Genomic DNA, 12,232 nt, shown 5'->3' with positions numbered 1-12,232 from the left:
CGCCTTTTTCTTCTCTGGATCTCCTTTCCTCTTTTTCTCCTTCTTTCCTCATGATTTTCACAAAAAAAGAGCAGATTTCTCTGCCCTTCTTCCCCCTATCCCGCATAGGGAAGGATCCGATCGGATCGTTTCAGCGAATAATACCGACCGTCTATCATGCGCACCCCTAATTCTACACAATACTGTCGGGTACTTTCAATTCCATACAAAAGCCAATTTGCTGCCTGAAAATTGATGTCAAAGTCGACATACGTATCAAGGCCATCATTCTTAATCATCCGGTCTGTTACATCATACAACCGGATTACAAACGGCAATTCTGAAACCGGAATTGCAAACCGCTGCTCGATAGCCTCCTTGTGATGATTATCAATCTCCCAGGACGCTGTGAGCGACTGTGTATCATTCCATGCGACACGTATATTCGGTCCCTCTACGTCAGTCTTCGAGGTACGCCTCTTAGGCTTTGCTTTCATCCGCTGCTCTCGTTCCTTTCTTTAATAAAATGTATGCGGTTTCTACCGACACCCTGTAGTATATCCCCATTATATCATCTTTTTGCAGGAATATGAATAGAGGATGGCAAAGGTGCTACCGGGAATGAATGGCGTTCTCTCCCACAACTTGATAGTCCCCGCCACTTCCCTGTTTCATAATCATCTGGACTTTGTAATCGCCCGCCTCTTTAAACTGCATTCCCTTCACATTATGCGTGTATAGAAAAGCTGTGCCATTTCGAGCGGTGGAATAACTTTGAGGATAGCTTACATACTCTTCGGTACCAAAAGGGTTGCGGATCACAATTTTAAACACGAGGGAGTCGGCTTTCGGAGCATTATCCACATCAACAAAAACATCAAACGAAACTTTGCTGCCTTTATCCACAACCATAAAAGGAGAAACGATCTGATAATTATTCTTGTTCGTCTCTTCAACCGCAGCCGCGACAATCATATTGATATTAGGCTTCGTAACCTTCGTTTTTCCAGTCTCTTCATCCCGGACAACAAATGCTCCCAGACGTTCTGCCATCGCACGCAACGGGACAACAGTGGCACCATCGATGACAAGAGGAGGAGGCTTGATATCCTGCAGCGGATTGCCGTTGAATTCGACAGATGCTACGGGGTATTTTCCGCGGTAGACATCGCCGGATGCCATGGCTACCCCGGAAAGTAACAGGGATGTAAGCAGGATTAGTACTTTCCGCTTCATTCGTCTACCTCTTTTCCGATTCTTCACCTACTATTACTTATACGCGCTGCAGGACAATTTGTTTTTCCTCCATCATTGTTTTTTATATCTCCTCCTTACTTTTACGCTGAGGTTCTGCGATGTCTTCATTTGTCCGCTTTCTCGCTTCCCCTTCTCATTACTAATAAAACCAGCAGAAGAATGAACAGCAGAAGGACGGACCCACCAATCACGAAATATACAGAATAGTCGTTCCAATCAATTCTGTTTTTCCCTTCACTGATGGCTTTCTGCGATTTGGAAAATTGCCGGGATTCAAATTTGCGTTTAGCTGGATAACCGATCTACTTTTCCCTTATATGCACCGTGGGCTTGGTCGGTCAATATAAGCGGCGCCCGAAAAATTTCTTCGGCACAAAAAAACAAGCTCCGGAATGTTCCGGAACTTGTTACGTGTAGTTTCACATAGTATCTCTTTAAATAGAAAGCAGGGGCTTATCCTGCCTGTTCACTGTTCTGTTGGGCGCTCATTTGCCGATCGCGCTCCGCTTCTTCCTCATCGCGCAGACGATGCGCCATCCGGCTGGATGCGGACGCCGCAATACTGGCCACCAAATCGTCGAGAAATGTGTGAATTCCGTTGCCGCGCTTTGTATCTAAACGCTTAATAATACCGATTTTCTGCTTATCCAGATGGCCAAATGTCGTTACCGCAATGCTTCCATAACCAAATACGGAACCAAGTGCAAGCGTTTCATCGCATCCGAATAACCCTTCATCGCTCTCAATAATCGATTGCAACGGCTCTGTCAGCATTCCTTTCTCAGCAAGAATGTCGAGCTCCGTGCCGACAAGAATCGCATGTTGAATCTCCCTTTTTTCTAATACGGCGTGAACGCTTTCAATGCAAGAGGACATTTTTAGCCCTACATTATAAGGCGCCTGCATCAAATATACCACATCCGCAATATCTTCGATGGTGACTCCCCTATCGGCAAGACGCTGCAGTGCTGCATTTTTTACTTCTCTGCTGTGTACTTGTCTTTTCATCTTTGCTATCTCCTTCCCCAACCGATAACACTACAAAAGAATCAGATATAGTTCATCATATCACAACTCATCTCCAATAATGGTAAAATTATCATCCGGTGCAACAGCACCGAAGAAATGAACTATAATTATGTATATGATTTGTGAACATTTATTGTTAAAAAAAAATCGGCCCTACGGCCGATCTTCGGGGTCATATTCCGGCTCTTTTCCGGCTGGAGCCAACTCCTGATTCGGACTCCATTCCGTACCCGAGCTGAATCGGTTTAAAATCAATGCCACCAGATAGCTTGCCCCAAAGAGCAGGAGAAGAGAAAGCAAAGATAGAATAACAATATAAAAAATAGCCACATTAAGTCCCTCCTTATGCTTTGATTAGCTATAAGTTTTACCCGTACCATGAGAAATATACCGGGGGACATCCTACAAAAATCAACCATGGAAACAGGAGTTGAAACACATGCCTATCTATAAAGTAAAACGAGTACATAATGAAGCGGAGAAAGAGGGGGCGCTTAACGTCCGGCGCCGCGTCTTTATTGAGGAACAAAACGTGCCGGAAGAGCTGGAAGTGGACGAGCATGACTCTTTAGATGCCTCTACGATCCACATACTTGCCACTAATGAACAGGGAGAAGCGGTAGGCGCCGGTCGGCTGCGTGAATACAAACCCGGTATAGGAAAAATCGAACGAGTAGCCGTACTGTCTTCGTGCCGAGGCCACGGCCTGGGACGTCTGCTGATGGAGAAGCTGGAAGCCGAAGCGAAAAAAAACGGCTATGGCACACTAAAGCTGAATGCACAACTACAGGCCCAGCCTTTTTACGAACGGCTCGGCTACAAACCGCACGGCGACACATTCATGGACGCCAACATCGAGCACATAGCCATGATAAAAACAATATAAGAGAGGAAAAGGGAGGAGCTAATGATTCGCTTGTTTTCGCTGGGTTGAAAAGAAAAGGCTTCATCATTATGCTCACTCCTTCCCTTTTCCGTCTCTCTCTTATAGTTCAAGAAGGATTACGCTTTCTTACTCAGTTCGCGAAGGCGGCACACCGTGTCCATTGTGATCGTGCGGGCGCCCAGGTCGGCGTGAAAAATTTCATCATTCCGCGTGCCGTGGAAATCTGAACCCGCTGTTTTTACCAGGTTATGCTCATCTGCTAGTGCACCGTACAGCCGCATGTCATCTTCGTCATTGTCAGGATGATACACTTCGATGCCCTGCAAGCCGTGTTCAATTAAGCTTTTCACCAATTTAGGATTTTTGTATAATCCAGGATGGGCCAGCACAGCCACACCGCCTGCCGCCTGAATGATATCAATTGCTTCCTGGGGTGAAATGCGCGGCGGATTTACGTAGGCTGCTCCCGTAGATCCCAGATATTTATCGAATGCCTCTTTCATGGAGGAGACGACGCCTTTTTCCATGAGCAATTCCGCCATATGCGGTCGGCCGATATTGCCGGCTTTTTCTTTTTTTCTTTCTTCCACTTCTTCTAAGGTAATGTCAATACCGAGCTCGTTCAATCTGGCAATTATCATTTTGTTCCGTCGGCCGCGTACTTCACGCAACTCTTCCAACCGCTCAAGAAACACCTGATTCTGAATGTCAATATAATATCCGAGCACATGTACATCTTTGCCTTCGTGCACCGAACTAATCTCCACGCCCGGCACGATTTCGATATGCTGGCGCTTTCCTTCTTCAAGCGCTTCTGCCAGCGCCGCTACCGTATCGTGGTCTGTAATTCCAAGTGCGGCCAGTCCTTTTGCTTTGGCCCGCTCGATTAACTGCCGGACGGTAAACGTGCCGTCCGACGCTATTGTATGTGAATGAAGATCTGCTTTTTGCATTACTGTCACCCCTGTTTGTATTGGAATCGAACGTGAAAAGACGGTATGCCGGAGCATCCCGTCTTCTTACCTCGTTCTACAACCTTTGTTCAATCTCTACAGTACGCCTGCTACGTATTATGAGGCTTACTACCCCATTATATTATATCCGGCATCCACGTGAATCACTTCACCGGTAATGCCGCGCGACAGATGACTGAACAAGAAGAGCGCCGCATCCCCTACTTCCCGTTGGTCGACCATCCGGCGAAGCGGCGCTTTCTCAGGTACGCCTTTTGTTAAATCATTGAAATTTCGGATGCCTTTGGCTGCAAGCGTACGAATTGGACCGGCAGAGATTGCGTTGACTCGAATGTTATTCTGTCCAAGATCGGATGCAAGATAACGCACGCTCATTTCCAGAGCGGCTTTTGCCACGCCCATGACATTATAATTCGGAATCACGCGTTCTCCTCCGAGATATGTTAGTGTTACAATGCTGCCGCCTTCTATCATTAATTTGCGGGCTACATTGGTGACTGCAACCAGCGAATATGCACTAATATCGTGCGCAAGCGCAAAGCCATCACGTGATGTGGAAACAAACTCATCTTCTAAGTCTTCCGATTTTGCATACGCGATGCAGTGTGCCACACCATGGAGTACGCCTACTTCCTGCTTAATTACAGTAAACGCTTGCTTGATATCTTCATCGTTGGTTACATCGCACGGGACAAGAATCGTGCGTTCTTGGCCAAGTGAAGAAGCCAGTTCCTCCACGCCGGATTTCAACCGTTCTCCTTGATAGGTGAATATCAGATTGGCACCAGCTTCACGGAGCGATTGCGCAATTCCCCAGGCAATGCTTCGCTTATTAGCCACACCCATAATCAGAATATTTTTACCTTTCAGTATATCCATCGGCTTATTTCCTCCTACTGTTACAATGATTTATATTGAGCCTGCAAATATATAATGAAGACTTCACCATGCTTTATAACGAGGAAAAATTTATGTATCACGGCATAATTCATTGCAAAAAACAATACACTAAAAATTAATAAGAAATATGTTATATATTTTGTTTTATTCAGCCCTATATATGGTAAGCAGATAGTAGTGATTCAATCTTCTTAAAATGTTACCATGGCGAAGGAGGGGCAGAGAATAGTACCCATGTGTATAGAGCACAACGACTCAAAGCTGACCAGCCAATTAGAAGCACTGCAGAAGGAAATTACCCTGCTGCGTGAAAATATGTATAAACTCGCCAGAGAAAAGAAAAACTTCTCCCACCCCGATGTGGTGGAGATTAGCCAGCAGCTTGACGCCAAGCTGAACCTGCATCAACGGGTTTTCCGTTCCCATTGAAGGGAAGGCCCCATCCTACTGCAGGAACGGCAATACCATGGATAATACGAGGGAAATGGCGATGATAATGGAAATGACCATATACGCTTTTCGCATACGCATTGCTATTCACCCCTCTATGCTTTCCAATTCTTTAAAACAACAATATAAAAATATCATGTTCTCCAAGCGATTTCAATGCGGGGAAGAGCGTGTTTCCTGCCGCTTGCAACTACACCATTCAGGAAACACTCTCTCCCCGTTTTTTTCTGCGTATCGAAGAACATAAAAACAAACGCCCCTTATTCGCCAGACTTCAGGTACAGCCAAGGAATAAGAGACGTTCATACACGTTTGTATCAGAATTAACTTACATGATGCTCAATCCGCAGCCTGTCCGCCACCATGGCGATGAATTCCGAATTGGTCGGCTTGGCTTTGCTGTTGCTGACCGTATAACCGAATAGCTTGCCGATAGAGTCCATATTTCCCCGACTCCAAGCCACTTCAATCGCATGCCGAATCGCCCGCTCGACCCGACTGGCCGTCGTATTGAACTTCTTGGCGATTTCCGGATAGAGAATCTTTGTAATGGAGCCAAGGAGCTCCATATCGTTATATACCATCGTAATGGCCTCGCGCAGATACAGATACCCTTTAATGTGTGCAGGCACACCAATCTCATGAATAATGTTCGTAATGTTTTGATCCAGATTCTTGCCTTTCGGGGGCAGGGAAGGCGGACGCAGGTTATGATGAACGGTTGGAGCTAACCCCGCGACCTGACGCAGACGGTTCGCCAGAACTTCCATGTCAAATGGTTTCAAAATGTAATAGGATGCACCAAGCTCTACAGCCTTCTTCGTGATCTCTTCCTGTCCGAACGCTGTTAGCATAATAATCTTAGGCATAACCGGCAGTTTCATACCGCGAATCTGATCGAGTACTGCCAACCCATCCAAATGCGGCATTACAATGTCAAGAATCAATACATCCGGCAGCGTATGGCTCAACAGGTTCAACACGTCATTTCCGTTAAATGCAACACCCACCACTTCAATGTCATTCTGATCGTTTAGATACTCCTCAAGCAATTCCGTAAATTCCCGATTATCATCCGCAAGAATAACTCGAATATTTTTCAAAATGGCCTCGCCCCTTTTGCGCTACTGCTTATATTATATTTTCGTGTTATACGAAAGTAAATCCTCTTACTCCATATATAGGTGAAATTACCTGTTAATTGTAATTATCAGGTATGGATACGTCCACGTTTTGTAATTCGACGTTACCGTATCATCTCCTGCAAAATATGCGCGATTACTTTTCGACCAATCTCTCGCCATTTCGACGAAACAGACCGATAAAATGACAAAAAAACGCAGGGGGTTAGCTTGCCCTGCGTTTTTTGTCTGTTTGCTTATGAATGTCAATGCCCGCATCCTGCAGCATCCACTCAATATACGTGCCGTATCCGCTGGTCGGGTCGTTAACGAATACGTGGGTTACCGCACCTACCAGCTTGCCGTCCTGAACAATCGGACTCCCGCTCATTCCCTGAACGATTCCCCCGGTTTTTTTCAGCAATACCGGGTCGGTGACCTTAAGAATCAGCCCTTTAGTCGCCGGATATTTCTGCGGAACCACATTGACAATTTCAATCTTGAACTTCTCCACTTTTTGATCGTCTACTACCGTATAAATCTCAGCCGGACCGGGTTTGACCTGCTCACCTAAAGCGATGGGAATCGGCTTTGTTTCCACCGCCTGCTCCGGCAGTTTGTTCATCTTTCCAAAGATTCCAAACGGCGTGTTCTTTTCAATCGTGCCCAGTTTAACGCGTTCATTGCGGAGCGTGGCGTATTTCTCACCTGGTGCACCGCTTTTTCCCGGCTCAATTGATGTAACACTCGACTGCACGACATGGCCTTCGCCGACCGCAATCGGCTTGCCGGTATCTATATCGGAAATAACATGACCAAGCGCTCCATATCTCTCGCTTTTCGGATCATAAAACGTCAGCGTACCGACGCCTGCGGCTGAATCCCGAATATAAAGTCCCATCCGGTATTTTTTGTCTTTATCGTCAAGAGCAGGTTTAAGATCGACGATATGTTTTTGCTTATCGCGCAGAATCGTAAGCTTTACTGCTTTTCCTTGCTTTCCCGCCTGGTCCACTATCTTTCCCACTTCATCCATACTGCGGATGTCGACGCCATCAATACCGGTAATCATGTCTCCTACTTTAATGTCGGCGGTTTCGCCGGGCGAGTATTTCTTGCCCTGGCTTTCAACAAGATGATGTCCGACGACAAGCACCCCCACCGTATGCAGTTGGACACCGATGGATTGTCCACCGGGTATGACTTTCAGCTCCGGCAGTACTTCTACATCTACCGTCTTAACCGGAATGTTTCCAAGTTTCAGCGTTAGCTTCGCTCCGCCGGGCTTACCGGGCTGGATGGTAAGCGGCTTGCGCAAATCCACCTGTCTGGATGCCTTGTCCGCGCTGACATGCACAATGTCAGGGTCCGTGGACGCGATGGTTCCCGTCACAGGCATGGTAAGGGAAAGTTGAGCGAGCGAGCCCTGGAACATGCGGATTTTTTCTGGAAAAGAAGCAAATTGTTGAAAAGGGGGCGAAGAGAAAGTGAGAAGAGCGAGTACAATTACAATACAGCCAATGATCGTTTTCTTTTTGTTTCGGGTGTTCAACGGGTCATCACGCTCCTACACGTTCCCTACCTACACCTCCATGTATCTGTAATAATAATGTTGCCGGAGTGGCTTACATTTATAACCCTTAAACCGAAACAATCTCTTCCTGTTTATCCTTACTTCCTGGCCTTCAGCTCTTCTGCCTGGGCGAGCATCTCCCTGGCGTTGTTTTTCGTGGTCTCTGTCACCTGGGCCCCGCCAAGCATACGGGCCAGCTCAACAACCCTTTCCTCGTATGAGAGCGCGGTGACCTTCGTCTCCGTCTCGTTATCGTTCATGTGCTTTTCGATTCTTAGGTGTGTATCGGCCATGCTTGCGACTTGCGGCAGGTGCGTAATCGATAATACCTGGCGCCTACGGGAGACGCGCACCAGCTTCTCTGCGATCGCCTGAGCGGCCCGGCCGCTAACACCTGTATCCACTTCATCGAAAATCATCGTATCAATATTTTCCGCATCAGCCAGAATGGTCTTCATCGCCAGCATAATCCGCGACAACTCTCCGCCGGACGCAATCTTACTGACCGGACGTAACGGCTCACCCGGATTGGGCGCAATAAGGAATTCGACCGTATCAATCCCCTTGGCCGTTACACGCAGCTTCGTTCCGTTCACTTCTAAGCCTCGCTCATCTTCCTGTTGATGGACCGCGATTTCAAATCGGGCGCGTCCCATGTTCAGCTCTTTCAGTTCCTGTTCGATGGCTGCGGCCAATGCAACGGCGATTTGCTTGCGGATTTGCGACAGTTCCGCGGCATCCACCGCCAGATCAAGCGCCACCTCCCGCAGCCTCTTCTGAAGTTCTGCGATACGCGACTCCCTGTTCTCCATGCTGTCAAGTTCATCCTCAATGGATGCCGCGTATTCAAGAATTTCATCAACGGAAAGCCCATACTTACGCTTCAGGCGGTTAATTTCATCCAGGCGGCTTTCAATCTGCATAAGTCGTTCCGGATCGAACTCGATCGTATCGCGATAGGCACGTACCAGGCGGGCCGCTTCTTCCAATTGGTAAAACGCGCTTTCCACCATCTGGTGTGTTTCTTTCAGTTCTTCGTCATATTCAAGTACAGTCTCCAGATGACTCACCGCGTTACTAACCCAATCAATGCCTCGCTGATCACCGACCAACGAACGATAGGCATCTTCCAGACTGTGTACCAGTTTCTCACCGCCTGACAGCCGTTTTCGTTCCTTTATTAACTCTTCGTCTTCCAATGGTTTTAAGTCGGCCTCGACAATTTCCTGCAGCTGAAACTTAAGCATATCCATACGCTGCACCATTTCCCGCTCATTGGTCGATATATATTCCAACTCCGAAGCAATTTGTCTGTACTTCGCATACAGCTTAGAAAATTCACGGAAAGCAGGCGCCACCTTTTCATCGCCGAACGAGTCCAACCATTCCATATGCCTGTCTCCCTGCATAAGCGATTGGTGCTCATGCTGTCCGTGAATGTTAATCAACCACGGTGCCACTTCTCTCAGCATCCCCAGCGTTACCATCTGCCCGTTAATCCGGCAGACGGTTTTGCCCGTGCTCGCCAGTTCCCGGCGGATGATAACGGTGTTTTCCTCTACTTCGATACCCATCTCTTCGAGCATGGACAGTGCAGGTGCTCCCGCTTCGAATTCGAACAGCCCTTCGATTTCCGCCTTTTTGCATCCGTACCGTACATAATCCGCAGATCCGCGCCCGCCAAGCAGCAGGCTGATTGCATCGATAAGAATCGATTTTCCTGCACCGGTTTCTCCCGTTAAAATGGTAAGGCCCCGTCCAAACGAAACGGAGACCTCTTTAATCACGGCAAAATTGCGAATCGTTAACTCGAGCAACATAGTAAGTCCCCCGTATCTGCTTATAACATGTCGATAAACCGCTGCGACATCTCGGTGGCGTAGTCTTGACTGCGGCAAATGATCAGGATCGTATCGTCACCACAAATGGTTCCTAAAATCTCAGGCCATTCCAGATTGTCAATCAATGCTCCGATCGCATGCGCATTCCCAGGCATTGTCTTCATCACCAGCAAATTATCCGCACGATCAATGCTTACGAAGCTGTCAATCAGCGTCCGCTTCAGCTTATGCTGGGGATTGAAGCGCTGATCGGCAGGCAAGGAATACTTATACCGTCCGTCATTAGTCGGAACTTTAACAAGGTGCAGCTCTTTAATGTCCCGTGAAACGGTTGCCTGCGTTACGTTAAAGCCCGCTTCACGCAGCAAATCCACCAGTTCGTCCTGAGTTTCTACGTCATTGCGGGCAATGATCTCCCGAATTTTGATATGTCGCTGTCCTTTATTCATGTTCTTTCCTCCAGAAACGCTTTCATTTTCTTCCATCTATTCACTCTCTCCCTGTAGCTTTTTACGCACCACTTCGAAAAAGCTGCGTTCCTTCCACTTGATGAGCGATGTAATATAAGGTGAACGCCGGATAACAATTTCGTCGTCAATCTCCAATGGGTAACCCAGCTGGCCATCAATTGTCAAACCCAAATCATTGTGCGTAGCGTATACTTTGACATGAATTTCTTCGTCATCGGGCAACACGAGCGGACGCGCCGTCAAAGAATGGGGCGCTACGGGTGTCAGCAGGATAGCATTAATATACGGAACGACAATCGGGCCTCCCGCCGACAAGGAATATGCGGTTGAACCGGTAGGCGTAGAAATAATAAGGCCGTCACCGTTATATGTACCCGCAAATAAATCATCCACATAAACGCTGCACTTAATCATCCGGCCGAAACTTCCCTTGGCGATTCCGATGTCGTTCAGCGCTACCGCTTCATGAACGCGCTGCCCGTTACGAATCACTTCCGTATGAAGCATCATCCGATCTTCTACGCAATAATCCCCGCTTAAGATACGGTCCACTGCATGCGGCAAATCAGCCGGTTCCGATTCGGAAAGAAAACCGAGATTCCCTAAATTGATGCCGAGAATCGGAATCGAATACGGAGCGATTTCCCGCGCAAGGCCAATCAGCGTCCCATCCCCTCCCAACACGAAAATAATGTCCACGACTTCATGAAACTTATCAATGGGCAGGGCCAAATCTTCTCGATCAATATGCGACGCTACTACATGGTCTATGTATACATCTGCGCGCTTCGCTTCGAGTAGACGAACCAACTCTTCAGCCACGGGCCATGCATTTGTTTTTTGTTTATTCGCTACAATGCCTATCGCCGTCACAACTAACACCTCGATTAGCTAGGGTGATGCTTGCCTGTCTCTCTTATTATACATGCTTTCCTGGTTTCATGCATAAAAATACAAAAAAGCAGGAAGTCTCTGTCAGATCCCTGCTTCTGCACATTTCTTTAAAACGTGGCGTGCGCTTCCTGAACAATTCGGTCAATGTCCGCCTCATAATCCTGTACCTCTTGCGCATTCGGCACTCCATTCCACTCCAGGTGAAGCAAAAACTCAATATTTCCTTCTCCTCCCGTAATCGGTGAAAACGACAGTCCCTGCACCCGAAAGCCCAGTTCTTCACTGAAACGCAGCATCGTGCGCAGCACCTCTTTATGCACTTCAGCGTCGCGTACCACGCCGTGCTTGCCTACCTGTTCGCGGCCTGCTTCAAACTGCGGTTTCACCAGCGCCAGCACGCCTCCTCCCGGCTCCATGAACTCTTTGAGCACAGGCAGTATCAATCGCAGCGAAATGAAGGACACGTCGATCGTGGCAAACTGAATCGGATCGCCTTCCCACTCTTCCGCTTTCAGGTAACGAAAATTGGTCCTCTCCATAACGACAACCCTGTCATTCTGTCTAAGCGACCAATCCAGTTGGCCATAGCCGACATCGATTGCATACACGAGGCGGGCGCCGTGCTGCAGGGCACAATCCGTAAAGCCGCCGGTAGAGGCTCCGATATCCATGACGACCGCATCCGTTAAATCAATCCCGAACGTTTGAATCGCTTTTTCAAGCTTTAAGCCGCCGCGACTCACATACGGATGGACCTGTCCTTTTACCGTAATCGGCTTATTCGTCTCTACTTTCATTCCCGCCTTGTCGCAGCGTTCCTGTCCGACAAAGACAAGGCCTGCCATAATGGCAGGCCTT

General features: G+C 47.8%; 14 protein-coding genes. 2 read left to right on the top strand and 12 right to left on the bottom strand.

What is annotated here, in order from left to right; all coding sequences use genetic code 11:
- Positions 1–95: 95 nt before the first annotated feature.
- From B2899_RS05570 to B2899_RS05555, 4 genes are all read right to left on the bottom strand, one after another.
- Entirely contained in the window at positions 96–476 is a 381-nt protein-coding gene (locus B2899_RS05570) for a DUF4912 domain-containing protein (RefSeq protein WP_146808097.1), read from the bottom strand.
- Positions 477–591: 115 nt separating this feature from the next.
- The gene (locus B2899_RS05565; RefSeq protein WP_286884431.1) at positions 592–1,215 is read right to left on the bottom strand and encodes a stalk domain-containing protein; all 624 of its coding nucleotides are present in this window, start codon (positions 1,213–1,215) and stop codon (positions 592–594) included.
- 474 nt (positions 1,216–1,689) lie between these two features.
- Positions 1,690–2,244, bottom strand: a complete 555-nt coding sequence (locus B2899_RS05560) for a phosphatidylglycerophosphatase A family protein (RefSeq protein ID WP_146808099.1) — start codon at positions 2,242–2,244, stop codon at positions 1,690–1,692.
- A 174-nt stretch (positions 2,245–2,418) separates the two neighbouring features.
- Positions 2,419–2,595 (bottom strand): hypothetical protein, encoded by a 177-nt coding sequence (locus tag B2899_RS05555; protein ID WP_286884430.1) that lies wholly within the window; start codon positions 2,593–2,595, stop codon positions 2,419–2,421.
- A gap of 109 nt (positions 2,596–2,704) precedes the next feature.
- Here B2899_RS05555 and B2899_RS05550 point away from each other — a divergent pair, with 109 nt between their 5' ends.
- Positions 2,705–3,151, top strand: coding sequence for a GNAT family N-acetyltransferase (locus B2899_RS05550; RefSeq protein ID WP_286884429.1), 447 nt, complete (start codon positions 2,705–2,707; stop codon positions 3,149–3,151).
- 116 nt (positions 3,152–3,267) lie between these two features.
- Here the strand turns inward: B2899_RS05550 and B2899_RS05545 are convergent, their stop codons facing one another.
- Both B2899_RS05545 and fabI read right to left on the bottom strand, forming a co-directional pair.
- On the bottom strand, positions 3,268–4,104 hold the full coding sequence (locus B2899_RS05545; RefSeq protein ID WP_286884428.1) for a PHP domain-containing protein: 837 nt from the start codon (positions 4,102–4,104) through the stop codon (positions 3,268–3,270).
- Positions 4,105–4,233: 129 nt separating this feature from the next.
- Positions 4,234–5,004 carry an enoyl-ACP reductase FabI gene (fabI, locus tag B2899_RS05540; RefSeq protein ID WP_286884427.1) on the bottom strand — a complete coding sequence of 257 codons (771 nt, stop codon included), beginning with the start codon at positions 5,002–5,004 and terminating at the stop codon, positions 4,234–4,236.
- Positions 5,005–5,259: 255 nt separating this feature from the next.
- On the opposite strand from fabI, the gene B2899_RS05535 reads away from it, so the two are divergent.
- Positions 5,260–5,454: an aspartyl-phosphate phosphatase Spo0E family protein gene (locus tag B2899_RS05535; RefSeq protein ID WP_286884426.1), complete on the top strand. Its 195-nt coding sequence runs from the start codon at positions 5,260–5,262 to the stop codon at positions 5,452–5,454.
- Positions 5,455–5,798: 344 nt separating this feature from the next.
- Here B2899_RS05535 and spo0A read toward each other — a convergent pair whose 3' ends face one another.
- The 6 genes from spo0A to B2899_RS05505 all read right to left on the bottom strand — a co-directional run.
- Positions 5,799–6,578, bottom strand: a complete 780-nt coding sequence (gene spo0A, locus B2899_RS05530) for a sporulation transcription factor Spo0A (protein WP_286884425.1) — start codon at positions 6,576–6,578, stop codon at positions 5,799–5,801.
- A 244-nt stretch (positions 6,579–6,822) separates the two neighbouring features.
- The gene (gene spoIVB / locus B2899_RS05525; RefSeq protein WP_146808105.1) at positions 6,823–8,148 is read right to left on the bottom strand and encodes a SpoIVB peptidase; all 1,326 of its coding nucleotides are present in this window, start codon (positions 8,146–8,148) and stop codon (positions 6,823–6,825) included.
- Between the two features lie 119 nt (positions 8,149–8,267).
- Positions 8,268–9,989 carry a DNA repair protein RecN gene (gene recN, locus B2899_RS05520; protein ID WP_146808106.1) on the bottom strand — a complete coding sequence of 574 codons (1,722 nt, stop codon included), beginning with the start codon at positions 9,987–9,989 and terminating at the stop codon, positions 8,268–8,270.
- Positions 9,990–10,009: 20 nt separating this feature from the next.
- A complete protein-coding gene (gene ahrC / locus B2899_RS05515; protein WP_286884424.1) occupies positions 10,010–10,459 on the bottom strand; it encodes a transcriptional regulator AhrC/ArgR in 450 nt (149 codons plus the stop codon).
- Between the two features lie 36 nt (positions 10,460–10,495).
- Entirely contained in the window at positions 10,496–11,353 is an 858-nt protein-coding gene (locus B2899_RS05510; RefSeq protein ID WP_286884423.1) for an NAD(+)/NADH kinase, read from the bottom strand.
- A 128-nt stretch (positions 11,354–11,481) separates the two neighbouring features.
- Positions 11,482–12,232: TlyA family RNA methyltransferase (locus B2899_RS05505; protein ID WP_286884422.1), on the bottom strand; the 751-nt coding region annotated here is incomplete at its 5' end.

The organism is Aneurinibacillus sp. UBA3580, assembly GCF_002375825.1.
GTDB lineage: Bacteria > Bacillota > Bacilli > Aneurinibacillales > Aneurinibacillaceae > Aneurinibacillus > Aneurinibacillus danicus.
The sequence above is the reverse complement of the archived record's forward strand: the minus strand, read 5'-3'. Positions and strand labels throughout refer to the sequence as shown.

Excerpts from the sequence above, each read along its gene's own strand:
- B2899_RS05570 (WP_146808097.1), bottom strand. The coding sequence starts at position 476 with ATGAAAGCAAAGCCTAAGAGGCGTACCTCGAAGACTGACGTAGAGGGA.
- B2899_RS05565 (WP_286884431.1), bottom strand. The coding sequence starts at position 1,215 with ATGAAGCGGAAAGTACTAATCCTGCTTACATCCCTGTTACTTTCCGGG.
- B2899_RS05560 (WP_146808099.1), bottom strand. The coding sequence starts at position 2,244 with ATGAAAAGACAAGTACACAGCAGAGAAGTAAAAAATGCAGCACTGCAG.
- B2899_RS05550 (WP_286884429.1), top strand. The coding sequence starts at position 2,705 with ATGCCTATCTATAAAGTAAAACGAGTACATAATGAAGCGGAGAAAGAG.
- B2899_RS05545 (WP_286884428.1), bottom strand. The coding sequence starts at position 4,104 with ATGCAAAAAGCAGATCTTCATTCACATACAATAGCGTCGGACGGCACG.
- fabI (WP_286884427.1), bottom strand. The coding sequence starts at position 5,004 with ATGGATATACTGAAAGGTAAAAATATTCTGATTATGGGTGTGGCTAAT.
- B2899_RS05535 (WP_286884426.1), top strand. The coding sequence starts at position 5,260 with ATGTGTATAGAGCACAACGACTCAAAGCTGACCAGCCAATTAGAAGCA.
- recN (WP_146808106.1), bottom strand. The coding sequence starts at position 9,989 with ATGTTGCTCGAGTTAACGATTCGCAATTTTGCCGTGATTAAAGAGGTC.
- ahrC (WP_286884424.1), bottom strand. The coding sequence starts at position 10,459 with ATGAATAAAGGACAGCGACATATCAAAATTCGGGAGATCATTGCCCGC.